The sequence below is a fragment of the Streptomyces fumanus genome (assembly GCF_014655295.1).
GTDB lineage: Bacteria > Actinomycetota > Actinomycetes > Streptomycetales > Streptomycetaceae > Streptomyces > Streptomyces fumanus.
Genome location: NZ_BNBI01000009.1, coordinates 34,714 through 59,101 on the forward strand (window position 1 = coordinate 34,714; position 24,388 = coordinate 59,101).

The window sequence follows — 24,388 nt, forward strand, 5'->3', positions numbered from 1 at the left end:
GCTCCGCTTCGCTCATGTGTGCTCACGCGTCACACAGGTTTCGTCGGCAGGTCAGCTCAGAAAGCTAACACCGTCACATGTGGCAAAGACCTGCCGATCCGGCCTTTTACGGACGTGAGAATCAGCACCCACCCCATAGAACCGACGTCCGGAGGGGGTCGAGGGTTGCCGTGGGCGGAAAAAGTGATATCACTTAGTCATCGGCATGACAGCGCAGCCACGACATCACGGGGGATCACTCATGACCACCACACCCGACCACCACCAGGTCGACGCCGACCTGCCCGACATGCCCGCTCCGCGCGTGCGGGAGTTCCCGGCGCACAGCATCGGCGGCGGGCTGGCCCTGCTGCTGGGGCTGGCCGGACTGCTGGCCGGCGCCGGGCTGATCGCGGCCGCCACGGCCGTCACCGCCACCGGGGCCAAGGCCGCCCTGATCATCGCCGGCGTCCTGGTCGCGATCGCCGCGTTCCTCGCCATGTGCGGGCTGAACATGGTGGCGCCGGGCGAGGCCCGGGTCGTCCAGCTCTTCGGCCGCTACCGGGGCACGATCCGCCAGGACGGCCTGCGCTGGGTCAATCCGTTCACCTCGCGCACCAAGATCTCCACCCGGGTGCGCAACCACGAGACCGCGGTCCTCAAGGTGAACGACGCCTACGGCAACCCGATCGAGCTGGCCGCGGTCGTGGTGTGGCGGGTCGAGGACACCGCGCAGGCCACCTTCGAGGTCGACGACTACATCGAGTTCGTCTCCACGCAGACCGAGGCGGCCGTGCGGCACATCGCCATCGAGTACCCCTACGACGCCCACGAGGAGGGCGGCCTCTCGCTGCGCGGCAACGCCGAGGAGATCACCGAGAAGCTCGCCGTCGAACTGCACGCGCGCGTGGAGGCGGCCGGGGTGCAGATCATCGAGTCCCGGTTCACGCACCTCGCCTACGCCCCGGAGATCGCCTCCGCGATGCTCCAGCGGCAGCAGGCCGGCGCGGTCGTCGCCGCGCGGCGCCAGATCGTGGACGGCGCGGTCGGGATGGTCGAGATGGCGCTCGCCCGGATCGCCCAGGAGGACATCGTGGAACTGGACGACGAACGCAAGGCGGCGATGGTGTCCAACCTGATGGTCGTGCTCTGCGGCGACCGCTCCGCCCAGCCCGTGCTCAACACCGGGACCCTCTACCAGTGACCGGGCCGACCGGGGAGCCGGCCCCGCGGCACCGGCCGCGGCAGCGCAAGCAGGTGCTGCTGCGGCTGGACCCGCTGGTGTACGAGGCACTGGCCCGCTGGGCGGGCGACGAGCTGCGGTCGGCCAACGCACAGATCGAGTTCCTGCTGCGCCGGGCCCTCGCGGAGGCGGGCCGCCTGCCCGGCGGCACCGGCCCCCTCCCCCGCCGGGGCCGGCCGCCCGCGTCCGCCGGCCCCGACCCCGAGGACCCCGTCGCTGAACCGTGACAAACGGCCCTGACCTGCGGGGCCGTCCCCCTTACCGGTCACTGTGCACTCGGCGTATACACACCGCGTATACACCGTGTGTAGAGTGCTCGGCATGTCCATCGGTCACACGCTGCTCGGCCTCCTGGAGGCCGGGCCCCGCCACGGTTACGACCTCAAGCGGGCCTTCGACGAGAAGTTCGGTCACGACCGGCCGCTGCATTACGGCCAGGTCTACTCGACCATGTCCCGGCTGCTGAAGAACGGCCTCGTGGAGGTCGACGCCGTCGAGGCCGGCGACGGCCCCGAGCGCAAGCGGTACGCCATCACCGAGGCCGGCGTCACCGACGTCGAGCGCTGGCTGACCACCCCGGAGAAGCCCGAGCCCTACCTCCAGTCGACCCTCTACACCAAGGTCGTCCTCGCCCTGCTCACCCAGCGCAACGCCGCCGACGTCCTCGACGTCCAGCGCGCCGAGCACCTGCGCGGCATGCGCATCCTCACCGACCGCAAGCGCAAGGGCGACCTCGCCGACCAGCTCATCTGCGACCACGCCCTGTTCCACATGGAGGCCGACCTGCGCTGGCTGGAACTGACCGCGGCCCGGCTCGACAAGCTCCGTCAGGCGGTGACCCGATGACCCCGCCCCCCGGTTCGCTGCTCTGCGCCGAGCAGCTCCGCAAGGTCTACGGCCCGACCGTCGCCCTGGACGGCGCCGAGTTCTCCATCCACCCCGGCGAGGTCGTCGCCGTCATGGGCCCCTCCGGCTCGGGCAAGTCCACGCTGCTGCACTGCCTCGCCGGGATCGTCACGCCCGACTCGGGGACGATCATGTACCAGGACCGGGAGCTGTCCGCGATGAGCGACGGCGAGCGCAGCGCGCTGCGGCGCAGCGACTTCGGGTTCGTCTTCCAGTTCGGCCAGCTCGTGCCGGAGCTGACCTGCGTGGAGAACGTCGCCCTGCCGCTGCGGCTGAACGGCACACCGCGCAGGCCGGCCGAGCAGGCGGCGCTGAAGTGGATGGAGCGGCTGGAGGTCGACGACCTGGCGAAGAAGCGCCCCGGCGAGGTCTCCGGCGGCCAGGGCCAGCGCGTCGCGGTGGCCCGGGCGCTGGTCACCGAGCCCCGGGTGCTCTTCGCCGACGAGCCGACCGGCGCGCTGGACTCGCTCAACGGCGAGCGCGTGATGGAACTGCTCACCGACGCCGCCCGGACCACCAACGCCGCCGTCGTGCTGGTCACGCACGAGGCACGGGTGGCCGCCTACTCCGACCGCGAGATCGTCGTCCGGGACGGCAGGTCCCGGGACATGGAGCGGGCCGTATGAACGCCCGGCAGTGGTACCGGGACCTGGTCATGGGCGTCCGCTTCACCGTCACCGGCGGACGCGAGGGCTGGACCCGGGCCGTGCTGACGGGCGTCGGGGTCGGGCTCGGGGTGGCGCTGCTGCTGCTGACGACGGCGATCCCGAGCGCGCTGGACGCCCGGCACGCACGGGAGGCCGCCCGCACCGACATCACCTTCTCCGCGTCCGCCCCCATGCCCCGGGCCGACGACACGCTGATCGCCGCCAATGTGGACACCGAGTACGGCGACCGGACCGTACGGGGCCGGGAACTGGAGCCGGAGGGCCCCCGGGCGCCGCTGCCGCCGGGCGTGGCCGAGTTCCCGGCCCCCGGCGAGATGGTCGTCTCCCCCGCGCTGAAGGAACTGCTGGCCTCGGACGCCGGGAAGCTGCTGCGCGAGCGGCTGCCGGACCGGATCACCGGCACCATCGGGGAGAGCGGCCTGGTCGGCTCCGCCGAACTCGCCTTCTTCCGGGGCGGCGACGGGCTGGCCGCCTACCTCGGCGACCAGCGGGTGCAGCGCATCGACCACTTCGGCGACCGGGACTCCGGCGCCGAGCCCCTGGACCCGGTGCTGCTCCTGCTGGTGCTGGTGGTCTTCGTGGTGCTGCTGATGCCGGTCGCCGTGTTCATCGCCGCGGCCGTGCGGTTCGGCGGCGAGCGGCGCGACCGCAGGCTGGCGGCGCTGCGGCTGGTCGGCTCGGACAGCCTGATGACCCGGCGGATCGCGGCCGGCGAGGCGCTGGCGGGGGCCGTGCTGGGGCTGCTGTTCGGCGCCGGTTTCTTCCTGATCGGGCGGCAGCTCGTGGGCGGCGCCGAGGTCTACGGCATCAGCGTCTTCCCGAGCTACCTCGACCCCTCTCCCGTACTGGCGCTGCTGGTGGCGGTGGCGGTGCCCGTGGCGGCGGTGCTGGTCACGCTGTTCACCCTGCGCGGGGTGGTCATCGAGCCGCTCGGCGTGGTCCGTACCGCCCGGCCCGCGCGGCGCAGGCTGTGGTGGCGGCTGCTGCTGCCGCTGGCCGGCCTGGCGATGCTCTACCCGATGATGGGGCAGGGCCGGGACCACGGGAACTTCAACCAGTACCTGGTGACCGGCGGTGTCGTCCTGCTGCTGATCGGGGTGACCGCGCTGCTGCCCTGGCTGGTGGAGCGGGTCGTCGCCCGGCTCGGCGCGGGCGGCGTCTCCTGGCAACTGGCGGTCCGCCGCCTGCAGTTGAGCAGCGGCACCGCGGCCCGGATGGTCAACGGCATCGCGGTGGCGGTCGCCGGGGCGATCGCGCTGCAGATGCTGTTCGCCGGCGTCGAGAGCGACTACACCAGGTCCACCGGCCAGGACACCACCCGCGCCCAGATGCAGGTGTCCGTGCCGCAGGAGGTGCCGGTCGCCGGGGCCGCCGCCGAGTTCGCGGCGACCAAGGGCGTACGGGGCGTGTCCGCGTACGCCGAGGGCTACGCCGGCGACCGCCGCTCGGACCCGGGCACCACCGCGCAACTGACCGTCGGCGACTGCGCGGCGCTGCGCGAGATCGCCCGGCTCGCGTCCTGCCGGGACGGCGACGCCTTCGTCGTCCGCGACGCCGAGTACGACACCGACACCCGCAAGCTGGCGGTGCCGGGGCGGACGCTGTACCTCGACCCGTCGTGGGAGGGCGTCCCCCGGAGCAAGGAGATCCCCTGGAAGGTGCCGTCCGGGCTGCGGGCGGCCGGCACCCGCATCGGCATGACGGGCGGGGAGCAGAGCGGCTTCCTGCTCACCCCCAAGGCGCTGGCGGCCGACGCCGCACCGGCCCTGACCGGGCAGGTCTACCTCCGCCTCGACCGGGGCGCCCCGGACGCGATGGAGCGGGTGCGCAACACCGCGGCGGCCGTCCACCCGCTGGCCACGGCGATGACCTGGTCGGACACCGAGCGCAGCGACCGCTTCACCGCGATCCGCACCGGTCTGTTCGCCGGCGCCGCCTGTGTGCTGGCGCTGATCGGGGCGAGCCTGCTGGTCTCCCAGTTGGAGCAGTTGCGCGAGCGCAAGAAGCTGCTGTCGGCGCTGGTCGCCTTCGGCACCCGCCGCCGCACCCTCGGCCTGTCGGTCCTGTGGCAGACGGCCGTGCCGATCGCCCTGGGCCTGCTGCTGGCCTCGGCGGTGGGCCTCACCCTGGGCGCGGTGCTGCTGAGGATGACGGAGACCACCGTACGGATCGACTGGTCGAGCGTGCTGTCGATGACCGGGGTGGCCGCGGCGGTCGTCCTCGCGGTCACCCTGCTCAGCCTGCCGCCGCTATTCCGGCTGATGCGGCCCGAGGGCCTGCGCACCGAGTGACGCCTCGTCCGCCGCGCCCTCGTCCCCGACGATGCGGACCGGCAGTTCCCGCAGCGCCTCGCGCAGGGACGCGGCCAGTTGCCCGTACTCCGCCGAGCGGGCCGCGCCGGTGCGCATGGCGAGGGCGATGCGGCGGGTGGGGGCCGGGTCGGCGAAGTACCCGGTGAGCAGGCGGGAGGAGCGGGAGGTCTCCACCCGGACCGCGGTGCGCGGCAGCAGGGTGACGCCGAGTCCGCCCGCCACCAGTTGCACCAGCGTGGACAGGCCGGCCGCCGTCGTGGTGGCCGGCACGTCCGCGCGTCCGGCCTCCCGGCAGATCTCCAGCGCCTGGTCGCGCAGGCAGTGCCCCTCGTCGAGCAGCAGCAGGTGCAGCGAGCGCAGCGCCGCACGCGGGATGCCCTCCCGGCCGCCGAGCCGGTGGTCGAGCGGGGTGACCAGCACGAACTCCTCGTCGAACAGCGGCAGTTCGGTGACCCCCGGCATGCCGAGCGGCACGGCGAGCAGCAGCAGGTCGAGCCGGCCCGAGGTGAGCCCGTCCAGCAGGCTCGCGGTCTGCTCCTCGTGCACCTGGAGGTCGAGGTCGGGGTAGCGGTCGTGCACCAGCCGCAGCACGGTCGGCAGCACGTACGGCGCCACGGTCGGGATCACCCCGAGGCGCAGCGCGCCGGTGAACGGCGCCCGCAGCGCCGCCGCTTCCTCCAGCAGCGCCCCGACCTCCGCGAGCACCGCCTTCGCCCGGACCGCGAGCCGTTCACCGGCCGGCGAGAGCAGCACCTTGCGCGTCGTACGCTCGACCAGGGTCACCCCGAGGGCCTCCTCCAGCGCGGAGACCGCCCCGGACAGCGCGGGCTGGCTCATGCCGATCGCCGCGGCGGCGTCCCGGAAGTGCAGGTGCTCGGCGACCGCCGCGAAGGCGCGCAACTGGGCGAGACTGGGCTGCCTCGGCTTACCCACCGTACTGATAACTACCTCCGATCAACCCGACCGAGTGTAGCTATTTCCGTAATCAATGCACCGTGTGCCACCATCACGTCTGTCCAACCCATGGGAAACGTCCAGGCAAAACGGACGTTTCTTCGCTGCAAGGAGAGCGCGTGCTCACTGTCGGTGACAAGTTCCCCGAGTTCGAACTGACCGCCTGCGTCTCGCTGGAGAAGGGCAAGGAGTTCGAGACGATCGACCACAAGACCTACGAGGGCAAGTGGAAGGTCGTCTTCGCCTGGCCCAAGGACTTCACCTTCGTGTGCCCGACCGAGATCGCGGCCTTCGGCAAGCTGAACGACGAGTTCGCCGACCGCGACGCCCAGATCCTCGGCTTCTCCGGCGACTCCGAGTTCGTCCACCACGCCTGGCGCAAGGACCACGACGACCTGCGTGACCTGCCGTTCCCGATGATGGCCGACTCCAAGCACGAGCTGATGCGTGCGCTCGGCATCGAGGACGAGGACGGCTTCGCCAAGCGCGCCGTCTTCATCGTCGACCAGAACAACGAGATCCAGTTCACCATGGTGACCGCCGGCTCCGTCGGCCGTAACCCCAAGGAGGTCCTGCGGGTGCTGGACGCCCTGCAGACCGACGAGCTGTGCCCGTGCAACTGGACCAAGGGCGACGAGACCCTCGACCCGGTCGCGCTGCTGGCCGGGGAGTGAGCTGACATGTCCCTCGACTCCCTGAAGTCCGCCATACCGGACTACGCCAAGGACCTGAAGCTCAACCTGGGTTCGGTCATCGGCAACTCCGACCTCCCGGCGCAGCGGCTGTGGGGCACCGTGCTGGCGACCGCCATCGCCTCGCGCTCCCCCATCGTGCTGCGCGAGCTGGAGCCGGAGGCGAAGGCCAACCTGACGCCGGAGGCGTACACGGCCGCCAAGTCGGCCGCCGCCATCATGGCGATGAACAACGTGTTCTACCGCACCCGGCACCTGCTGTCGGACCACGAGTACGGCACCCTGCGGGCCGGGCTGCGGATGAACGTCATCGGCAACCCCGGTGTCGACAAGGTCGACTTCGAGCTGTGGTCCTTCGCGGTCTCCGCCATCAACGGCTGCGGCATGTGCCTGGACTCCCACGAGCAGGTGCTGCGCAAGGCCGGCCTGGACCGGGAGACCGTCCAGGAGGCGTTCAAGATCGCGGCCGTGATCCAGGCCGTGGGCGCCACGCTGGACGCCGAGGCGGTCCTCGCCGGCTGACCGGCGGCCACCGCGTACGGAGGGGCCCCGCTCACCTTTGGTGGGCGGGGCCCTTTCGGTTCGGAAACCGCTGGCCGGGCCGACGCGCGTGACCGGTGGTCAGGGCGTCTTGCCGTCACGCGGACGCCGGGTCCGGGTCCGGGTCGCTGGGGCCCGGGTGGGGCCGGTCGGGACCGTGCGGCTCGGGGGCGGCGGGCGGGCCGGGATCATGTGGGCCCGGGTCACGTAGGTCCGGGTCGCCCGTGCCCAGCTCGCGGGGCGGTTCGGCGGCCGGGAGTTCCGGGGCCCCCGGGGACGCCGGGGGCGCCGGGTCCGCTCCCGGGGCGGCGTCCGTGGCCGTGGCGCCGCGCGGCCGGGGCGCCTGCCGAAGCGCGGACTCCCGGGAGTACGCCCGTAGATATCCCACCACCGTGTTGGTCACCGCGACCAGCGGTACGGCGACCACCGCGCCGCCGATGCCGGCCACCAGGCCGCCGGCCGAGACCGCCAGCACCACGGCGAGCGGATGCACCCGCACCGCGCGCCCGAGGATGAACGGCTGGAGGATGTGCCCCTCGATCTGCTGCACCGCCAGCACCACCACGAGGGTCATCACGGCGGTGAACACGCCCTGCGTGACCAGCGCGACCACGACCGCGAGGGCACCCGACACCACCGCGCCGACCAGCGGCACGAACGCAAACAGGAAGATGAACACCGCCAGCGGCACGGCCATCGGCACGTCCAGGAAGTAGATGCCCAGGCCGATGAAGATGGCGTCGATCAGCGCCACGATCACCGTCCCGCGCACATACGCCGTCAGCGTCCGCCAGGCGCGCGGGCCGGCGCCGGCCACCCCGGGCCGGGCGGCGGCGGGGACCAGCTTCAGCGTCCACTCCCAGATGCGCCGGCCGTCGTAGAGCAGGAACAGCGTGGAGAAGACCGCCAGCAGGATGCCGGTGAGCGCCTCGACGACGACCGTCACGCCCTCCAGACCGGCCGAGGTGATCTGGTCGGTGTTGGCGCCGATCGCCTCCCGCAGATTCTTGGCGATCTCGTTGATCTGCTTGTCGGTGACGTGGAAGGGGCTGTCCAGCAGCCACCGGCGCAGCTCGTCGATGCCGTCCTGGACCTGGTCGGAGAGGTTGTCGATGTTCTCCATGACCTGCCAGGTCACGAACCAGCCGATCAGCCCCATCACCACGAACCCGAGGAACGCGGTGAGCGCGGTGGCCGGTCCGCGCGGCACCCCGCGCCGCCGCAGCCAGGCGACCGACGGCTGGAGCAGCGCGGTCATCAGCAGCGCCGCCACGAAGGCCAGCACCACCAGTTGGACGGCGCTGATCACCCGCATCAGCACCCACAGGGTGCCGGCGAGCACCAGCAGCCGCCAGCCCGCCTCGGCGGCGACCCGTACGCCCCACGGCACGGCCTGCGCCGGGTCCGGGCGGATGGGGATGACGGTGGGATGCTCCAGGGGCGGCGGTACGGGTTCGGCCGGGCGCGGCGGTCCGGTCCCGGTGTCGGTCTCCTCCCGTTCCGCCTCGGCCCGGCGCTGGTCCAGCGTCCGGCTCACGCGGGTCAGCCCGGCACCCAGCCGGCCGATCCACCCTGGCACTCTCGACATGACCCGTCCTCTTCCCCCGTCTCTGCCCACCACTCCCCCCAGCAGTCGTCCGGTCCGACCGTACAGCGATCAGCCCCCCACCGTAGGACGGCGGGGGGCTGCGCGGGGTTGAGCGGCGACGAGGGTCGCGGGCGGCTCAGTACCAGTGGTTGGCCTGCCAGAACGACCAGGCGTCACAGGGGCTGCCGTACCGGTCGTTCATGTAGTTCAGGCCCCACTTGATCTGGGTGGCCGGGTTGGTCTGCCAGTCGGCGCCGGCCGAGGCGTACTTGCCGGCCGGCAGGGCCTGGAAGAGGCCGTAGGCGCCGGAGGAGGCGTTGACCGCCTTGTAGTTCCAGCTCGACTCGTGGTCCACGATGTTGCTGAAGCACTGGAACTGGCCGCTGGGCACCATCTGCCGTGCCATCGCCTGGATCTGCGCCACGCTGTAGGAGCTCTGCACGGAGAAGGAGGAGGCGTCGCGGGTGGCGCTGCGGCTGGCGGCCTTCTTCGCCTCCGCGCGCTCCCTGGCGTCCTCGGCGGCCTTCCGCGCCGCCGCGTCGGCCTGCTTCTTCTTCGCGATGGCGGTCTTGGCGGCGGCCTTGCGGGCTGCCTCCGCGGCCTCCTTCTTCGCGTCCGCGTCCGCGGCGATGGCCTGGGCGTCGGCCTGCTGCGTCAGGGACGCGGTCTGCACCTGGGCCTGCTGGCCCGCGGGGATGTCCGCGAGCAGCGTGGTGCCACTGGCCGTCGCTTCGGCGTCGTTGTTGCTCTGCGCGGTGCTGCCCGAGGCAACGCCGACGACGCTTCCGACAGCGGTGACCGCGGTGGCCGAGGCCACTGCGAATCCCCGGACCGAGATCCGGCTCACACGGTTTTCCTTCCAGCATCGCCCGCTTCGGTGACCCTCGCGGACGCGATCGTGCCCCTGGCGCTGGCCTCCCCAACTGCGGGGTCACGGGAGGCGCGGACCCGGTGGGCAACTCCCTCGGCGGGAGCGCCGCGTGGTGCTCGGGCGGCATACGACGCTGCTATGGAGTTGGTGCGGACGGTGCCGCTGTGCCGTACCGCGCTGGGGATACGGCTGTGTCGTATGCGGGGCCTGACAGGAATGAGACTCTGCCGTAACCCGACGCCGGGTGGCAATTCCGAGTTGCGTGTGAAAGCTCACATCCCGTTTGGCCCCAGGGATTCGCGGAAAATCCCGCACACGAAGGCGCCGCCCGGCTAGGCTCTCTGCCTTTCCGGACGGCGCCGACGGCGGTGCGGACCGGCCCTTTCCGGGCCGGGTGCGCTCAGAGGTGTCCGTCCTCCAGCATTTCGGTCACAAGGGCGGCGATCTGGGATCTCTCGGACCGCGTGAGGGTGACGTGGGCGAAGAGCGGATGCCCCTTCAGTTTCTCCACGACGGCGACCACTCCGTCGTACCGGCCGACGCGCAGGTTGTCCCGCTGGGCCACGTCGTGGGTGAGGACGACGCGGGAGTCGGCGCCGATCCGGGAGAGCACCGTCAGCAGGACGTTGCGCTCCAGGGACTGGGCCTCGTCGACGATGACGAACGCGTCGTGCAGCGACCGGCCGCGGATGTGGGTGAGCGGCAGCACCTCCAGCATCCCGCGTGCGGTGACCTCCTCGATGACCTCCCGGCTGGTGACGGCCGACAGCGTGTCGAAGACGGCCTGCGCCCAGGGGCTCATCTTCTCGGCCTCGGTGCCGGGGAGGTAGCCCAGTTCCTGGCCGCCCACCGCGTACAGCGGCCGGAAGACCATCACCTTCTGGTGCTGCCGGCGCTCCAGCACCGCCTCCAGACCGGCGCAGAGGGCCAGCGCCGACTTGCCGGTGCCGGCCCGGCCGCCCATCGACACGATCCCGATGTCCGGGTCGAGGAGCAGGTCGAGCGCGATCCGCTGTTCGGCGCTGCGGCCCTTGATGCCGAACGCCTCCCGGTCGCCGCGCACCAGCCGGACGTCGCCGTCGGCGGTGACCCGGCCGAGCGCCTTGCCGCGCTCCGACTGAATGGTCAGCCCGGTGTGCACGGGCAGCTCCGCCGCCTCGGGCACATGGACGCGCCCTTCCTCGAACAGGATGTCGACCTGTTCGCCGGGCAGGGTCAGTTCGGACATCCCGGTCCAGCCGGAGGAGTCCGTGATGGCCAGCTCGGCGCGGTACTCCTCGGCGAGCAGTCCGACGGAGGACGCCTTGATGCGCAGCGGGAGGTCCTTCGACACCACGGTGACGTCGAACCCCTCGGCCTGCAGATTGCGGGCGACCGCGAGGATGCGGGAGTCGTTGTCCCCCAGGCGGTAGCCGGTCGGCAGCACGCTGGGGTCCGAGTGGTTGAGCTCGACACGGAGGGTCCCGCCCAGCTCCCCGATGGGGATGGGGGCGTCGAGACGGCCGTGCGTCACCCGGTAGTCGTCGAGCAGGCGCAGGGCCTGCCGGGCGAAGTAGCCGAGTTCGGGATGGTGCCGCTTGGCCTCCAGCTCCGTGACCACGACGATGGGGAGCACGACCTCGTGCTCGTCGAAGCGGGTCATGGCGTTCGGATCGGCCAGCAGGACACTGGTGTCGAGTACGTAGGTGCGCCGGTCAGGCTTGTGGCGCTGTGCGCTGGTCACCACGGAAGGACGTACCCCCTCGGATGAGGTCGGGGAGCGACGGAGTGGAGTGCCGGGCTGGGCAGGGCGGGATGGGTCCCGACCGGTCGACGGCCGCGATGCACACATCGCACGGGCCGGGGACCGGCCCTCCACTGCTTCTGCCGCGCGGTGACCGCACGGGCGGGCTGGTGCAAAGGGCCTCCCGGGCGGACGGCCCCGTGCCGCCCGCTGAGATCCGACGCCCGTGGTTCGGGTGTCGACCTGCTTGGTCTATGCCCTCGAACGAGCGTCGCCATGCCACGGCATATGACGGCGCGGCGGTGAACTCCTCGTTACGCGGGGTGTGTCGGGGGGCGGGCCGCCGGGCTGTGCGGGGGGCCGGGCCGTGCGGGACCGCCGGGCCGGAAGGGCCACCGGGGGGCGGGGGTCGCCGGGGCAGAAAAACGGGCCGGTCCGTGGGGGGGATACGGACCGGCCCGAGGGGGGGTTTCCACCATAACCCTTCGTAAGTGATGCCGCGTGCATCGGCGTGCCACAACTACTCTCCGGATTCACCCGGCGACACCGCGCTGGCCCCCGTACCCCTCGTTCATGCCGGAATCATGGCCGGATCACAGCGGATTCCCAGGCGATCCGGATGACATGGGGCGTGTTCCGGAGGATTCGGCGCGCGCCGGGCCCCGCGCGGCGAGTGCCTCCGTGTCCCTCTACCGGGTGACCCCACCGGTGGACGCGTAAGTGACCGGGCACCGCGCGGCCCCCTCCACCGCGCGGTGCCCCCGCGTGCGACTTTGCTCACGCGAATGGCAGTGGTCCGAACTTACGCGAGCCCGGGCACCGCAGGCGAGCCAAACGGGGTAACGATGTGGAAACCGTCCCTCACGCCTTGCGGGCGTCGAACAGATGCCGGGTGCTGTGCGCGACGAAGCAGCCCTCCGCCTCGATCCGCTGGTGCAGGGCCCGGAGCCGGTCCCGGTACGCCTCGACGGTGAACCCGGGGACCATCCACACGACCTTGCGCAGGAAGTGGACGACGGCGCCGATGTCGTGGAACTCCATCCGCAGCCGCTCCGCCCGGAGGTCGACGACCTGGAGACCGGCGGCCTCGGCGGCGGCCCGTTCCCGGTCGGGATGACGCGCGTCGCGGCTCGCCTGCGGTTGCGGTCCCAGGAAGAACTCGACCAGTTCGAAGACGCTGCCGGGTCCGACGTGCTGGGCGAAGTACGTGCCGCCCGGTTCCAGCACCCGGGCGATCTCGGCCCACCGGGGCCTGACGGGGTGCCGGCTGACGACCAGGTCGAACGCGCCGTCCGCGAACGGCAGCGGCGCGTCCTCAGCCACCGTGACGACGGGCACGCCGCGCGGCCGGAGCAGGGCGGTGGCCTTGGCGGCGTTGGGCGCCCAGCCCTCGGTGGCGACCACCAGCGGGGGCCGCCGCCGGGCGACGCCCAGCGCGAAGTCCAGTACTTCCCCGCCGCCGGTCTCCACCTCCAGCACGGCCCCGGCCCCGGCGAGCCGCCCGGCCATCGCCCGCGCGTACCCCCACGACGGCCGCGCCTCGCTGGCCCGCCCCTCGAACCAGGAGAAGTCCCACCCGTCGGTGGGCACGGCGGCCCCTTCGGCGACGAGGTCCTCGAAGGTACGGCGGTGTCGGGACGTCACTGACTCACGGAACCTCTCGGGCAAGCCCCTGGCGGGGGGCTGAAGAGTCGGGGGGACCGGCCGTCTCAGGCCACCAGCGGCCGGACCTCCTCCGCCGCGAAACGCACGAACCCCTCGGGGTCCGGCTCGTCCCCGGTCGGCTGGAGGATGACGGTGTCGGCCCCGGCCTCGGCCAGGCGTTCGACGGCCTTCGCGACGGTGCCCGCGTCCCCGGCGACACCGAGACCGGGTACGGAGTCGACGCCCTCGGCGGCCAGTTCGGCACGGAGCCGGTCGGCGGCGCCGGGTCCGGTGGCGGCGAGGAGATGGACGACGACCGGGTGCGGCTCGGTACGGCCGGCCGCCGCCCGCCCCTCCTCGATCAGCCCCCGGGCCCGCCGTACACCGTCGGCCGGGGTGGTCGAGGTGAGGATCGTGCCGTCGGCCGCCTCACCGGCGAGCCGCAGCGACCGCGGCCCGGTGGCGCCGGCCAGCACCTCGACCCGGCCCTCCGGCGGCCAGTCCAGGCCGACGTCGTCGAGACGGACGTAACGCCCCCGCGTGGTCACCCGCTCCCCGCGCAGCAGGGCCCGCAGCGCGGTGAGGTGCTCCCGCAGCAACGTCACCGGCGACTCCACCCGCGCCCCGACCTGCCCCATCCAGTCCTGCACGCCGTGTCCGACGCCGAGGACGGCCCGGCCGGGGAACATCCGGTGCAGGGTGGCCGCCTCCATCGCGGTGAGGGCGACGTTCCGCAGCGGCACGGGCAGCAGCCCGACCCCGACCCGCACCCGCTCGGTCCACGCGAGCGCGGCGGCGGCCGCCGAGATCCCCCCTTCCCGGAAGCAGTCCTCCCACAGCCACAACTCCTCCAGCCCCACCGCATCGGCGACCCGTGCCACGGCACGCAGCCGCTCGGGGGCGAGCTGAGGACGGAACACGGCACCGAGTGCGGTCATGGGATCTTCATACCCGCGCCACCGGGCCGGGGACAACAGCATTACGCCCGGCCGACGACACCTCCCCAGGTCGCTCTCTCTTCGACCGACGGCCCGCTTCCCCCGGTCCGGCTCCACGACGACTGAGGCGGTCGCCGCTCGTCACAGCCCCGGCTCACCGGTTGACGGCCTGGATCTCCTGTACGACGACGTCCTGCTCCCCGCCGAAGACTCCGTCGGGCAGCGACCGTTCCTCGTCGACGCCGGTGCCGGTCCAGTGGACCTTCCAGGTGACCGTCGCCCTCAGCCGGTACGAGCCGTCCCCGGAGGAGCGCAGGTACTTCGCGCCGCAGGGCGGGGTCTCGTCCGCCCGGCCCTTCGCGTACGGCTCCCCGATGCCGCCGTCGCGCAGCTCGCAGACCCCGGAGGCGGGATAGGTCTCGGCGTCCGCGGTGCCCGGGTCGATCCGCACCGAGACGGGTTCGGCCGTCGTGGTCGCCTGGATGCCCAGCAAGGGCACGGACGCGGTCACCGACACGGGCTTGAACGTCGCCCCGTCGAGCCAGGCCCAGGTCGGGAGGTTCACCTTCGTGGTGTTCTCCGGAGCGAGGTCCACCTCAGTGGCCGGGACACGGATCTCGGCGTAGGCGAGCTGGGCGAGGACTTCTGGAGTGATCGCCTGCGGGACGTCGGCGGGCGGGTCGTCGTCGGTGCCCACCCAGAAGATGTCCTCGGTGCAGTCGAGTGCTCCGGGATCACCTTCCCGGCCGGGGGTGACGTACGAGTCCCACCAGTAGCCCTCGCCGGCCTTGTCCTTGTTGAAGTCCTTGTACGGGTGACCCTCGACGTACTTGGCGCGCTGTTCGGCGTCCCACTGGTAGCCCGTCGACTCGGCGGCCCAGATCGGCTCCAGGGTCCGTTCGAGCTGCTCCGGTGTGTACTTCGGAGCGTAGTAACAGGCGGGCGGCCGCCAATGCGTAGCGGCGGCCACCGGCCCGGTCGAGTTCCCGGAGCCGTTGCGGGAACGGTCGAAGACGACGGCGCCGGCGGTCGCGGAAATGACCTCTTGGTGCTGTCCCCCGCTCACCTGCGTCTCGGATCCGGTGCCCTCGCCCCCGGGTACGAAGTCGGCGCGGGCCGCTGCAGCGGAGGCCAGGACCATGGCTCCCGCGATGACGGACGCCAGGCAGGCCGGGGCCCTCCTCACGGCAGGCACTGTGCCGCCCCTCTCTTCGAGATGATCTGCGACGTCTGCCAGACACCGTCGGAGTTCTTGTCGAGCCGGGTGTTGTAGAGGACGTAACTGTTCTTGGTCACCGGCGTCTTGGCGACCTTGCCGGTCGTCCTGTCCTTGCTGAATCCCTTGCTCTCGTCCGCGCAGAAGGTAAGCACGGCGGCGGTCCCGCCCTTGAGCGTGACGTCGCGGTCGTAGTACCGGGCTTCACCCGTCAGGGTGGCGTTCGCCTCTTTGAACTGGTCGACCCAGGACAGCGCCGCCTCCAGGGCCTTTCCCGTGTTGTAGAACCCGAGCGCCTCGCCCTTGGGGTCCGTCCCGGTGATCGCGGCGTCGACGGCTCTCATGCGCTCAGCGCTGTCGGCGAGCACGGCGTCCTTCACCGGGTCGCCGGTCTCCGTGTCCTCGAAGACGAGCTTCAGGTCCGAGGGCAGTGCGATCTCGGGCCGGTCCGGTGACTGCGCCTGGGACGGGCTCGGGGACTGGGAGGCTCCGGTTCCCGTGTCCGCGCCCGCGATCCGGTCGGGCTCACTGGGACTCTCGTCGCTGCCGCACGCGGACAACGTCAGGGTCGCGGCGGCCGTCAGCGTGAGCGCGGCGAGCAGAGGTGGGCGGCGGTTCACGGTCGGCTCCCGGGTGAGGCAGGGCTTCTCTCGAGCGGAGCAACGCTATCCACTGGGATGAGGTGACACCAGGGTGAAGCGGGTTCGCCGTGGGGGCGGTGTGCGCGTACCCCGGCCGCTTCCGGTACGTACGTCGTGGGCCCGGCGCGGGGAGCGGACTGGGGTTCGCTGGAGGGCGGGGTGGGGAAGGGTGGGAGGGGCGAGGAGGCCGGTGCTGTGACGAGGCGGTGGCGGGACGGGCGGGGGGTGCTGGTGGTGCTCGGTGCCGCCGGGGAGGTGCGGGTGGGGCTGGAGATCGCGGCCTCCTATCGGGCGCGGACCAGGGGGCTGTTGGGGCGGGAGCGGCTTGAGGGGGCGATGCTGCTGTCGCCGGCCAACAGCGTGCACACCTTCCGGATGCGGATGCCGATCGACGTGGCGTACCTGGACCGCCGGTTGAGGGTCGTCGCCGTGCGGACGATGCCGCCGGGCCGTCTGGGCCGGCCCCGGCTGCGGGCCCGGCACGTACTGGAGGCGGAGGCGGGGGCGATGGCCGGGTGGGGGATACGGGCGGGGGACCGGGTACGGGTGGAGGGGACGGGCAGCGGGGAGCGGTGACCGATACGGGGAGGGCACGCGGCACCCGGTCACGGCTGGCACTTGTCACTTCCGATCTGGGACACGATCTTCTGGACCTTCCAGACACCGTCCGCGTTCTTCTTGAGCGAGGTGTGGTAAATGACGTAGCTCTCCGCGGTGACCTCGGTCTTCTTGACCTTGTTGGTGTCGAGGTACTTCACGAACGCCTTGCCCTGGTCCTCGCAGTAGGTCAACGACGCGGTGCCGTCGTCCTCGACGGTCACCTCGGGGTCGTAGAAACGGTAGCTGCCCCTGATGCCGGCCTTGTGGTCGACGTAGTTCTGGATGAACTTCTGTGTGCCGGCGGCGGCTTCACCCTCGTAGTAGTAGAGGTACGCCTTGTCCAGCGCGTCCTGGTTGACGATCGCCAGGTCGACGGCCTTGATGGACTGCTCGCTGTCGGCCAGGACCGCGTCCTTCTCCGGGTCGCCCGTCTTGGGCCAGTCGAAGGTGTAGGACAGGTCGGACGGCGGCTCGATCTCGGGCCGGCCGTCCGCGACGGACTGGGACGGGGTCGGGGACGCGGACGGTTTGTCTCCCGTGTCAGCGCCGGCGGTCCTGTCGGTCTCGCTGGGACTGCCGTCGCTGCCGCACGCGGACAGGGACAGGCCCAGGGCCGCCACGGCGGTCAGCGCGAGCGCGGTGAGCGAGGCCGGGCGGCGGGTCACGAGGGCTCCCACAGGGGCATGGTCTTTCTCGGGCGGGATGGTGGTCCGTCGTGGGGTGGGGTCGGTGGGGCCGGGGGTGGGTGTCAGCGGTTGATGGCCTGGATCTCCTGGACCACCACGTCCTGGGTGGCGCCGAACGTGCCGTCGGGGAGGGTGCCGCCCGCGCCGCCGGTTCCGGTCCAGCGGATCTTCCAGGTGACGGTGGCTCTGAGCGGGTACGAGCCGTCGCCCGAGGAACGCAGGTACTTGACGCCGCAGGGCGGGGTCTCGTCGGCCTTGCCCTTGGCGTAGGGCTCGCCGATGCGGCCGTTGCCGAAGGGGCAGGTCCCGGAGGCGGGGTAGGTCTCGGCATCGGCGGTGCCCGGGTCGATGGCCAGGGCGCGCGGTTCCGCGATCGCGGTCGCCTCGATGCCGAGGACGGGGACGGAGGCGGTGACGGAGACCGGCTTGAACCGGGCGCCGTCCAGCCATGCCCAGGTCGGCAGGTTGACCTTGGTGGCCTCCGCCGGGGCGAGGGTCACCTCGGTGCCGGGGACACGTATCTCGGCGTAGGCGAGTTCGGCGAGGAGCTCCGGGGTGACGGCGTTCGGGATGTCGGCGGGCGGGGCGTCGCCGGTGTCGACCCAGAAGTAGTCCTTGGTGCAGGAGTCCCAGCCCGGCGGGTACGACTCGTTGACGTACGCGCCCCACCAGTAGCCCTTGCCGGACTTGTCCTTGTGGAAGCCCTTCTCCTTGTCGGCCGCGTCGTACTTCTCGCGCTGCTCGGCGTCCCACTGGTAGCCCGTGGACTCCGCCTCCCAGATGGGCTCCAGGTGCTTCTGGAGCTGCTCCGGCGTGTACATCGGGGCGTACCAGCAGGGCGGCGGGGTCCAGGAGCTCGCGGTCGTCAGCGCGCCCGCGGAGCTGCCGCCGCCGTTGTGCGAACGGTCGAAGACGACGCCTCCGGCGGTGACGGAGAGCTTGCCGTCGGGGCCGGAGTCGGCGTCCTGGTGCACCTCCGCGTTGGCGTCGTACTTGCCGCGTCCGGCGTACGCGGCCTGCTGCGTGACGCAGACGGACACGCAGGCGAGGAGGAGGACGGTCAGTGTGCGCGTGGACCTGCTCAGGGCTGGCATTCCTCGGCTCCCCGCTCGGAGGCGATGTCATTGGTCTGCCAGACACCCGCGCCGTTCTTGGTCAGTGCCGTGTGGTAGAGCACGTAACTGTCCTTGGTGGCCGGGTCCCGGTCGACCTTGCCGGTCTTCTTGTTCTTGATGTACGACTTGCTCTCGTCGGAGCAGTACGTGACGTACGCCTTGTCGTCGCCGCGCAGGGTGACCTTGTGGTCGAAGTACCGGGTCTCGCCGACCCAGGTGTCGTTCCCGTCGATGTACTGCTGCACGTAGGTGATGGACGAACTCAGGGCCTTGCCGGTGTTGTAGAACTTCAGCGCCTCGGTCCCCGTGCTGCCTTCGAAGATCGCCTCGTCGATGGAGTTGACGCTGAGCGCCGCGTCCGCGAGGACGGCGTCCTTCGTCGCGTCGCCCGTCTCCTGGTCCTCGAAGACGTTCTTGGCGTCCGAGGGAAGGGTGATCTCCGGCCGGCCGGCCGTGGTGGACCGGGACGGGGTCGGGGACGCGGACGGTTTGTCTGCCGTGTCAGCGCCGGCGATCTTGTCGGTCTCGCTGGGACTGTCGTCGCTTCCGCACGCGGACAGCGTCAGTGCCGCGACCGCGGTCAGACTGAGCGCTGCGAGCAGGGTGGGGCGGCGGTTCACGGTGGCTCCCGGTGGGGCGAGGCTTCTCCTGAGCGAAGTGAGGTTATCCATCGGAGAGGTCCGGAACCAGGGGGGCAGGAGGGATGGGTGCGTGGTTGTGACACGGATGGTCAGTCGTCCGTGCGAGGGAAGGAGACCTCCACGCGGCGGTTCTTCTTGCGGCCCGGTTCCGTGGAGTTGTCGGCGATGGGGTACTGCTCGCCGTAGCCGCGGACCTCGTAGGTGATGGCGGCGTCGTCGAGTTGGTCGGAGAGGACGTCGTGTACGGCGTTGGCGCGGCGTTTGGACAGGATGTCGCCGTGGGCGGAGGAGCCGAGGTCGTCGGTGAAGCCGAAGACGCGGACCCGGGTGGCGTGCTGGGTCCTGATCTCCTCGGCGATGCCGGTGATGCGGGACCGGGCCTCGCCGCTGAGCCGCGCGCTGTCCTTGCCGAACAGCACCTCCGCCTGGAGGGCGAACTTCACGTCCGAGTTGGTGTCCTCGCGGCGTTCGTCACCGCTCTCGTCCTCCACGACCGACTTGATGTCCAGGACCTTCGCCCCGGCGAGCGTGGCGCCGTCGGGAAGTTTGAGGTCCGGGTCGTTGGGGTCGACCTCTACGGGGGCGGTGGCGGTGGCTTCGGTGCCGGGGGGGACGCTGGGGGAGTCGTCGGCTCGGGCGGAGGTGACGCCGAGCAGGTGGGTGGCGATCAGCAGGGTGGAGGTGCCGAGCACCGTCGTCAGACGCGTGGGGGTCATCGGTGGCCTCACCCGGAGATCGTGAGGGGAGCGGCCGCGAACATGGGAAGTTGGAAGGTCACCTCGCTGGTGTCCGTGGGCGGCGCGGGAAACTGCAGGAAGACGGGCAGCGACTCGCCGGCCTTCAGCGCCGGGAAGTTGGTCGTGGTGAGGGGCCGTCCGTCGGTGTCGCGCAGCACGTAGTAGCGCTTCTTGCCCTTGGAGTCGACCAGCGTGGCGCCCCCGAGCGACCTGCCGTTGCGGATGATCTCGGTCTCGTTGCCGCTCAGTTGCGCCGGGACGTTGACGGTCTTGCTGCCGTCGTTCTTCATGTCGCCGCTGACCGTGACGAACCCGCCGGCGTCGCGTTCCGCCGAGGTGATCGCGAGGAGCAGTCCGTCGGGGCCTCTCAGCTCGGCGAGAGGCGTGTCCGACTGGCCGTTCTGAGTGCTCGGTCCGGATCTCCGGTCCTTGGACGCGGAGGACGAGGCATGCGGCTTCTCGTCGTCGCCGCCTCCACCGCAGCCGGCCACACCGAGGGTCAGGCCGGCCACGACGGTCAGCGCGACCAGCCCCCCGCGAGCCTTCGTAGTGCGTCGCATGCTCATGACTCCGCTTCCTTCATCCCTCGTCGTTCGCTTGTCAGTCGGCCAGGTGGACGTCGAAGAGGTCGTCGGGATCCGGCAGGACCTCCAGATCCTCGGGGTCCAGTCGCCAGTCCCTGTCGTCACAGGTGAGCTCCGGCAGCACCTTGTCCTCCCCTTCGTCAGCGGGGAGGTCGAAGGCGCACCGGGGCTCGATCACGGCGGTCGCGGACGCCCGGGACCGCTTGTTCTCCGTGCCGGGCACGATGGACTCCCCGACGCTCCGGTTGGTGCGGACCTCCACCGTGAACCTCAGCGGGCCGTCGGCGGCGCACGACAGCACGTCGGCGTCGTTCCGCGCGGCGAGCTCCTCCGCCCGCGGGCAGGAGGGCTCCAGCCCCGCGGCGACCCCGTCGAAGATGTCCTGCCAGCGCGCCGGGTCGAGTACGTTCCGCGCCCACAGGCCGCCGAGTTGGTCCCGGGTGTCCTGGGCCGCCGCCAGCGCCGCCGCGTCCGCCGCCGTCTGCGCGCCGTTGCGGTTCGCCGCCGCCTGGCCGACCGCGAGATAGGCGAACGCGAGAAAGAGCAGGCCCCCCACCACGGTGATGTAGATGGGGAACGCCTGCCCGGTCTCTCCGTATCGGCTGGATCGCGTCAGCCGCCGGTCACCTCGGTGATCTTGTCCGTTATGGCGTTGTAGATCGACTGCCCGATGTCCGTCCCCGTGATGGCCAGGACGATGGCGACGACCACCGCGATGATGCCCAGGTACTCGACCGCGGTCTGGCCCTTGTCGCCGGTGGGGGTGCGGGGGTGCCAGTTGGTCATGGGGGTCGCCTCCTGGGGTGTCGCGGTCGGTGAGGCCACCGTAGGGCCGGGAGGGGTGGGGGCCGGAGGGTCCCAGGGCCCAAAGGCGGGCCCAACGGGAGGCCCAGGGGTGGGTGGGGGTCATCGGGGGTCACCCCAGTTGCCGAGCCATTTGGCGGCCGCCTCGGAGCGGCTGGTGCTGTGGAGCTTGGCGAAGATGCGGTTGATGTGGTTCTTGACCGTCTTCTCGCTGATGAAGCAGGCGGCGGCGATCTGCTGGTTGGTCATGCCGGACGCGATCAGGTCCATGATCTCCGCCTCCCTCGCGCTCAGTCGGGGTTCGGGACGCCTTGGGGTCGACTGTGCCATAGGTGGTTGCAATCGCGAAAGCACTTTGGGGATTGTCGCGGATTTCGTTGGGGTTGGGCGGGCGTTGGGGGGTGGGGGGTACGGGGTGGTGTGTGCAGTTGCATTGTTGGGGGGTGGGGTGGTGCGGAGTTGGGTCAGGACCGCTTCCGCCGCGGTGGGGGTGAAGTGGGGGCGGCCCACGCGGATGTCCCGTACCGCCGTGATCAATTGGTCGGCGGTGAACTCGCCGTGGACCAGGTAGCCGCCCGCTCCCCGGCGCAGGGCCTCCCGTACGATCGCCGACTCCCCGCTGTACGTCAGCATCATCACCGGGGCGATCCGCACCAGGTAGGGCAGGGCCGAGAGGCCGTCCACGCCGGGCATCCGGACGTCCAGCAGGACCACGTCCGGGCGGTGCAGGCCGGCCGCCTCGCAGGCCGCGCGGCCGTCGGCGGCCTCGGCGACGACCGTGATGCCGGGGCGGCCGGAGAGCAGGGCGGTCAGGCCCGCGCGGACGACCGGGTTGTCGTCGGCCACCACGACGCGCAGCGGCGGGGGCGGTGCCGGGGGCGGTGGCAGCGGCGGGGCGGGGTGGCGGTCCCAGGTCATCGGGGGGTCTCCTGTCCTGCGTGGGGGGTCAGCGCCGCCAGCGGGAGGTCCAGGCGGACCTCGGTGCCCCGGGCGTGGTCGCCGCGTCCGATGCGGATGCGGGCGCCTACCGAGGCGGCGCGTTCGACCATGCCGACGAGGCCGAAGTGGCCGGTGCGGCGCAGGTGTTCCAGGCTGGTGCCGGGCGGCAGGCCGCGGCCGTCGTCGTAGACGCTGATCCGGAGCCGGTCGCCCTGGACGCCCGCGCGGACCTCCACGCGGGACGCGGCGGCGTGGCGGTGGGCGTTGTCCATCGCCTCCGCCGTAATGGTGAGGAGCTGGCGGGCCACCGCCGGGGGGACGGGGGGCGCGGGGGTCCCCCGTAAGGGGTGGTACGTGGTGGGCAGGCCCGTGCGGGCGCTGAAGTCCGCCGTCCGCGCGGCCAGTTCGGCCAGTACGTCCGTGCCCTGGTCCGGGTCCGACTCCCGGCGCAGGTCGGCCAGGAGTTCGCGGGACTCGGCGGCGGCCCGGCGGGCGGCACGGGCGACCAGCTCCGCCCGCCGCCGCGTCGCCTCCGGGTCGGCGGGGCCGGTGGCCGCCGTCGCCGCCAGGGCGTCCGCGGCCAGCGCGACGCCGTGCAGGGTCTTGGCGACCGAGTCGTGCAGCTCCCGCGCCAGCCGGGCGCGTTCCGCGCCGATCGCCTCCGTGACCGCCAGCCGGGCCTGGACCTCGGTGAGGGCCCGGGTGGCCGCGCCGAAGCGGAGCAGCAGCTTGCGCAGGCTGGAGCCCACGGCTCCGGCGACCACGCACAGGCCCGGGAGCAGCAGCGACTCCGCCAGGCCGCGGTGGGGGGCGGCGAGCGCGGCCTGGACGACCACCAGGATCAGCGACTGGAGGCAGGCGAAGACGGCCGCGCCGCGCCAGTCGTACACCAGGCCGGCCAGCAGCGGGGTGCAGACGCTGACGTAGGCGAGGGTGGTGTCCGGGCCGGCCGAGACCAGCAGCAGGGCGCCGAAGAGGGTGTCCGCGGCCAGCAGGGTGGGGTGGCGCAGGAGGAGGGGGCCGAAGCGTTCCCAGTCGCGGAACAGGACGTACGAGCCCATGAAGGTGACGACCACCGCCGCGCCGACCAGCCGGACGCCCAGGCCGGGGCCCGCGTTGAGGAGCGCCGCCGGGGCGGCTACGGCGATCATCGCCAGCCGGAAGCCGAAGACCTGCCGGCAGAGGGCCTGGAGGGCGTTCACCTGGAGGGCCAGTGCCGGGGGTGAGGGCGAGGGTGAGGGTGAGGCCGAGGGTACGGATGCGGATGCGGATGGGGATGCGGGTACGGGTGGCAGGGCCGGGGGCTGGGGCGCCGACGCGGACTGTGGTGCCGACGCGGACTGCGGCATCGGCGTCGGCGTCGGCGTCGGCGTCGGCGGCCGCGTCGCGGGGCGTTTCGTCGTCATGCCGTCCTCCCCTGCTCCCCGGTCCCGTGCTGACTGACTGGTCGTACGAGGTCGTGCCGGTCCGCTACTCCCCCGTGAGGGAGCCGAAGTCCGTGCCCGAGCCGAGGATCAGGCCCGCGCCGAGGAGGATCATCGTGGCCGGGACCATGAACGTGGTGATCATCATCGTGGCCTTGGGGACGGCCCGCGCGGCCTTGCGGCGGGCGTTCTGGGCGTCCGTGCGGCGCATGTCCTTGGCCAGCGAGACGAGGGTGTCGACGATCGGCGCGCCCAGTTCCTCGCCCTGCTGGAGGGCGGTGACGAACATGGCGACCTGCTCGGAGTCGTTGCGGCGGCGCAGCTCCGCGAACGCCTGGCGGCGGCTCATGCCGAGGTCCATCTGGCGCAGGGTGATGCGCAGTTCGTCGGCCCAGGGGCCCTCGTAGCGGGTGGCGACGCGGTCCAGCGCCTGGCGGAAGCCGAGGCCCGCGCTGACCACGACGGCGAGGACGTCGAGGAAGTCGGGGAGGGTGCGCTCGATCTCGTCCTTGCGGACGCGGATCGCCGACCAGATGCCGACCTCCGTCCAGAACGCGCCGAAGGCCAGCAGGAGCAGCGCGACCAGGAACTGGCCGCGCAGCAGGAAGACCAGGAAGCCGAGGACGCCGAGGAAGCCGTAGACGGCGCGGCGGGCGGCGTACCGGTCGATGGTCAGGCCCCCGGGGTTGCCCGCGAGGTCGATGCGGCGGCGGTACTTGGCGACCAGGGCGGGGCCCATCAGGCGCAGCACGGCGGGGGCGTACCGCATGCCGAGCCGGTCGACGAGGGAGTCGACGGCGCCGGTGCGGGTGGCGCCGACCTCCAGGGCGAGGGCGAGGTCGCCGGGGAGCTTGGCCTCGGCGCGGTACATCCGCAGCCCGGCGAAGGCGCCGTAGACGCCCAGGCCCATCAGCAGGGCGAGCAGCAGACCCATGACCGGCTC

At 71.9% G+C, this 24,388-nt stretch carries 26 protein-coding genes; 8 read left to right on the plus strand and 18 right to left on the minus strand.

Going from position 1 to position 24,388, the window contains the following annotated elements:
• Positions 1-241: 241 nt before the first annotated feature.
• The 5 genes from IE316_RS20245 (at position 242) to IE316_RS20265 (ending at position 5,087) form a co-directional block, all read left to right on the plus strand.
• On the plus strand, positions 242-1,183 hold the full coding sequence (locus IE316_RS20245; RefSeq protein WP_190205845.1) for an SPFH domain-containing protein: 942 nt from the start codon (positions 242-244) through the stop codon (positions 1,181-1,183).
• Positions 1,180-1,449 (plus strand): type II toxin-antitoxin system antitoxin, encoded by a 270-nt coding sequence (locus IE316_RS20250; protein ID WP_190205846.1) that lies wholly within the window; start codon positions 1,180-1,182, stop codon positions 1,447-1,449. The genes IE316_RS20245 and IE316_RS20250 overlap by 4 nt, the downstream gene beginning before the upstream one ends.
• A 94-nt stretch (positions 1,450-1,543) precedes the next feature.
• On the plus strand, positions 1,544-2,068 hold the full coding sequence (locus tag IE316_RS20255; protein ID WP_190205847.1) for a PadR family transcriptional regulator: 525 nt from the start codon (positions 1,544-1,546) through the stop codon (positions 2,066-2,068).
• The gene (locus IE316_RS20260; protein WP_190205848.1) at positions 2,065-2,754 is read left to right on the plus strand and encodes an ABC transporter ATP-binding protein; all 690 of its coding nucleotides are present in this window, start codon (positions 2,065-2,067) and stop codon (positions 2,752-2,754) included. Before IE316_RS20255 ends, IE316_RS20260 begins: the two co-directional genes overlap by 4 nt.
• Positions 2,751-5,087 carry an ABC transporter permease gene (locus IE316_RS20265; RefSeq protein ID WP_190205849.1) on the plus strand — a complete coding sequence of 779 codons (2,337 nt, stop codon included), beginning with the start codon at positions 2,751-2,753 and terminating at the stop codon, positions 5,085-5,087. The genes IE316_RS20260 and IE316_RS20265 overlap by 4 nt, the downstream gene beginning before the upstream one ends.
• Here IE316_RS20265 and IE316_RS20270 read toward each other — a convergent pair.
• Positions 5,046-6,041, minus strand: coding sequence for a LysR substrate-binding domain-containing protein (locus IE316_RS20270; protein WP_229910485.1), 996 nt, complete (start codon positions 6,039-6,041; stop codon positions 5,046-5,048). The two genes, IE316_RS20265 and IE316_RS20270, sit on opposite strands and share 42 nt — an antisense overlap.
• A 140-nt stretch (positions 6,042-6,181) precedes the next feature.
• On the opposite strand from IE316_RS20270, the gene IE316_RS20275 reads away from it, so the two are divergent.
• Positions 6,182-6,736: a peroxiredoxin gene (locus IE316_RS20275; RefSeq protein ID WP_190205850.1), complete on the plus strand. Its 555-nt coding sequence runs from the start codon at positions 6,182-6,184 to the stop codon at positions 6,734-6,736.
• Positions 6,737-6,742: 6 nt separating this feature from the next.
• A complete protein-coding gene (locus IE316_RS20280; protein ID WP_190205851.1) occupies positions 6,743-7,276 on the plus strand; it encodes an alkyl hydroperoxide reductase in 534 nt (177 codons plus the stop codon).
• 115 nt (positions 7,277-7,391) lie between these two features.
• Here IE316_RS20280 and IE316_RS20285 read toward each other — a convergent pair whose 3' ends face one another.
• The 7 genes from IE316_RS20285 to IE316_RS20315 form a co-directional block, all read right to left on the minus strand.
• Complete coding sequence (locus tag IE316_RS20285; RefSeq protein ID WP_190205852.1) at positions 7,392-8,882, minus strand: AI-2E family transporter; 1,491 nt, start codon at positions 8,880-8,882, stop codon at positions 7,392-7,394.
• A gap of 136 nt (positions 8,883-9,018) precedes the next feature.
• On the minus strand, positions 9,019-9,729 hold the full coding sequence (locus IE316_RS20290) for an aggregation-promoting factor C-terminal-like domain-containing protein (RefSeq protein WP_190205853.1): 711 nt from the start codon (positions 9,727-9,729) through the stop codon (positions 9,019-9,021).
• Between the two features lie 424 nt (positions 9,730-10,153).
• Positions 10,154-11,479 carry an RNA 5'-3' helicase PhoH2 gene (gene phoH2, locus IE316_RS20295; RefSeq protein ID WP_190205854.1) on the minus strand — a complete coding sequence of 442 codons (1,326 nt, stop codon included), beginning with the start codon at positions 11,477-11,479 and terminating at the stop codon, positions 10,154-10,156.
• A gap of 858 nt (positions 11,480-12,337) precedes the next feature.
• Entirely contained in the window at positions 12,338-13,120 is a 783-nt protein-coding gene (locus tag IE316_RS20300) for a methyltransferase domain-containing protein (protein ID WP_190205855.1), read from the minus strand.
• 65 nt (positions 13,121-13,185) lie between these two features.
• Positions 13,186-14,058, minus strand: coding sequence for an LLM class flavin-dependent oxidoreductase (locus tag IE316_RS20305; protein ID WP_190205856.1), 873 nt, complete (start codon positions 14,056-14,058; stop codon positions 13,186-13,188).
• A 154-nt stretch (positions 14,059-14,212) separates the two neighbouring features.
• On the minus strand, positions 14,213-15,199 hold the full coding sequence (locus IE316_RS20310; RefSeq protein ID WP_190206162.1) for a hypothetical protein: 987 nt from the start codon (positions 15,197-15,199) through the stop codon (positions 14,213-14,215).
• Positions 15,200-15,240: 41 nt separating this feature from the next.
• Positions 15,241-15,894, minus strand: coding sequence for a hypothetical protein (locus tag IE316_RS20315; RefSeq protein ID WP_190205857.1), 654 nt, complete (start codon positions 15,892-15,894; stop codon positions 15,241-15,243).
• A gap of 216 nt (positions 15,895-16,110) precedes the next feature.
• Here IE316_RS20315 and IE316_RS20320 point away from each other — a divergent pair, with 216 nt between their 5' ends.
• Positions 16,111-16,491 (plus strand): DUF192 domain-containing protein, encoded by a 381-nt coding sequence (locus tag IE316_RS20320; RefSeq protein ID WP_190205858.1) that lies wholly within the window; start codon positions 16,111-16,113, stop codon positions 16,489-16,491.
• Positions 16,492-16,520: 29 nt separating this feature from the next.
• On the opposite strand, the gene IE316_RS20325 is transcribed toward IE316_RS20320, so the two are convergent.
• The 10 genes from IE316_RS20325 to IE316_RS20370 form a co-directional block, all read right to left on the minus strand.
• Positions 16,521-17,192, minus strand: a complete 672-nt coding sequence (locus IE316_RS20325; RefSeq protein ID WP_229910486.1) for a hypothetical protein — start codon at positions 17,190-17,192, stop codon at positions 16,521-16,523.
• 71 nt (positions 17,193-17,263) lie between these two features.
• Entirely contained in the window at positions 17,264-18,295 is a 1,032-nt protein-coding gene (locus IE316_RS20330) for a hypothetical protein (protein WP_190205859.1), read from the minus strand.
• Positions 18,283-18,987, minus strand: coding sequence for a hypothetical protein (locus tag IE316_RS20335; protein ID WP_190205860.1), 705 nt, complete (start codon positions 18,985-18,987; stop codon positions 18,283-18,285). The genes IE316_RS20330 and IE316_RS20335 overlap by 13 nt, the downstream gene beginning before the upstream one ends.
• A gap of 59 nt (positions 18,988-19,046) precedes the next feature.
• Positions 19,047-19,673, minus strand: a complete 627-nt coding sequence (locus IE316_RS20340; protein WP_190205861.1) for an OmpA family protein — start codon at positions 19,671-19,673, stop codon at positions 19,047-19,049.
• An 8-nt stretch (positions 19,674-19,681) separates the two neighbouring features.
• Complete coding sequence (locus IE316_RS20345) at positions 19,682-20,260, minus strand: hypothetical protein (RefSeq protein WP_190205862.1); 579 nt, start codon at positions 20,258-20,260, stop codon at positions 19,682-19,684.
• A 34-nt stretch (positions 20,261-20,294) separates the two neighbouring features.
• Positions 20,295-20,894 (minus strand): pilus assembly protein TadG-related protein, encoded by a 600-nt coding sequence (locus IE316_RS20350; RefSeq protein ID WP_190206164.1) that lies wholly within the window; start codon positions 20,892-20,894, stop codon positions 20,295-20,297.
• Positions 20,891-21,064 carry a Flp family type IVb pilin gene (locus tag IE316_RS20355; protein ID WP_190205863.1) on the minus strand — a complete coding sequence of 58 codons (174 nt, stop codon included), beginning with the start codon at positions 21,062-21,064 and terminating at the stop codon, positions 20,891-20,893. Before IE316_RS20355 ends, IE316_RS20350 begins: the two co-directional genes overlap by 4 nt.
• Before the next feature lie 120 nt (positions 21,065-21,184).
• A complete protein-coding gene (locus IE316_RS20360; protein WP_190205864.1) occupies positions 21,185-22,000 on the minus strand; it encodes a response regulator transcription factor in 816 nt (271 codons plus the stop codon).
• Positions 21,997-23,370, minus strand: a complete 1,374-nt coding sequence (locus IE316_RS20365) for a sensor histidine kinase (protein ID WP_190206165.1) — start codon at positions 23,368-23,370, stop codon at positions 21,997-21,999. The genes IE316_RS20360 and IE316_RS20365 overlap by 4 nt, the downstream gene beginning before the upstream one ends.
• Positions 23,371-23,491: 121 nt before the next feature.
• Positions 23,492-24,379, minus strand: a complete 888-nt coding sequence (locus tag IE316_RS20370; protein ID WP_190205865.1) for a DUF5936 domain-containing protein — start codon at positions 24,377-24,379, stop codon at positions 23,492-23,494.
• Positions 24,380-24,388: the final 9 nt, after the last annotated feature.

Bases quoted from the DNA above. Each gene is read 5' to 3' on its own strand.
- IE316_RS20245 (WP_190205845.1), top strand. From the start codon at position 242: ATGACCACCACACCCGACCACCACCAGGTCGACGCCGACCTGCCCGAC.
- IE316_RS20255 (WP_190205847.1), top strand. From the start codon at position 1,544: ATGTCCATCGGTCACACGCTGCTCGGCCTCCTGGAGGCCGGGCCCCGC.
- IE316_RS20260 (WP_190205848.1), top strand. From the start codon at position 2,065: ATGACCCCGCCCCCCGGTTCGCTGCTCTGCGCCGAGCAGCTCCGCAAG.
- IE316_RS20265 (WP_190205849.1), top strand. From the start codon at position 2,751: ATGAACGCCCGGCAGTGGTACCGGGACCTGGTCATGGGCGTCCGCTTC.
- IE316_RS20280 (WP_190205851.1), top strand. From the start codon at position 6,743: ATGTCCCTCGACTCCCTGAAGTCCGCCATACCGGACTACGCCAAGGAC.
- IE316_RS20285 (WP_190205852.1), bottom strand. From the start codon at position 8,882: ATGTCGAGAGTGCCAGGGTGGATCGGCCGGCTGGGTGCCGGGCTGACC.
- IE316_RS20305 (WP_190205856.1), bottom strand. From the start codon at position 14,058: ATGACCGCACTCGGTGCCGTGTTCCGTCCTCAGCTCGCCCCCGAGCGG.
- IE316_RS20310 (WP_190206162.1), bottom strand. From the start codon at position 15,199: ATGGTCCTGGCCTCCGCTGCAGCGGCCCGCGCCGACTTCGTACCCGGG.
- IE316_RS20330 (WP_190205859.1), bottom strand. From the start codon at position 18,295: ATGCCAGCCCTGAGCAGGTCCACGCGCACACTGACCGTCCTCCTCCTC.
- IE316_RS20335 (WP_190205860.1), bottom strand. From the start codon at position 18,987: ATGGATAACCTCACTTCGCTCAGGAGAAGCCTCGCCCCACCGGGAGCC.
- IE316_RS20340 (WP_190205861.1), bottom strand. From the start codon at position 19,673: ATGACCCCCACGCGTCTGACGACGGTGCTCGGCACCTCCACCCTGCTG.
- IE316_RS20345 (WP_190205862.1), bottom strand. From the start codon at position 20,260: ATGAGCATGCGACGCACTACGAAGGCTCGCGGGGGGCTGGTCGCGCTG.
- IE316_RS20355 (WP_190205863.1), bottom strand. From the start codon at position 21,064: ATGACCAACTGGCACCCCCGCACCCCCACCGGCGACAAGGGCCAGACC.
- IE316_RS20360 (WP_190205864.1), bottom strand. From the start codon at position 22,000: ATGACCTGGGACCGCCACCCCGCCCCGCCGCTGCCACCGCCCCCGGCA.
- IE316_RS20365 (WP_190206165.1), bottom strand. From the start codon at position 23,370: ATGCCGCAGTCCGCGTCGGCACCACAGTCCGCGTCGGCGCCCCAGCCC.
- IE316_RS20370 (WP_190205865.1), bottom strand. From the start codon at position 24,379: ATGGGTCTGCTGCTCGCCCTGCTGATGGGCCTGGGCGTCTACGGCGCC.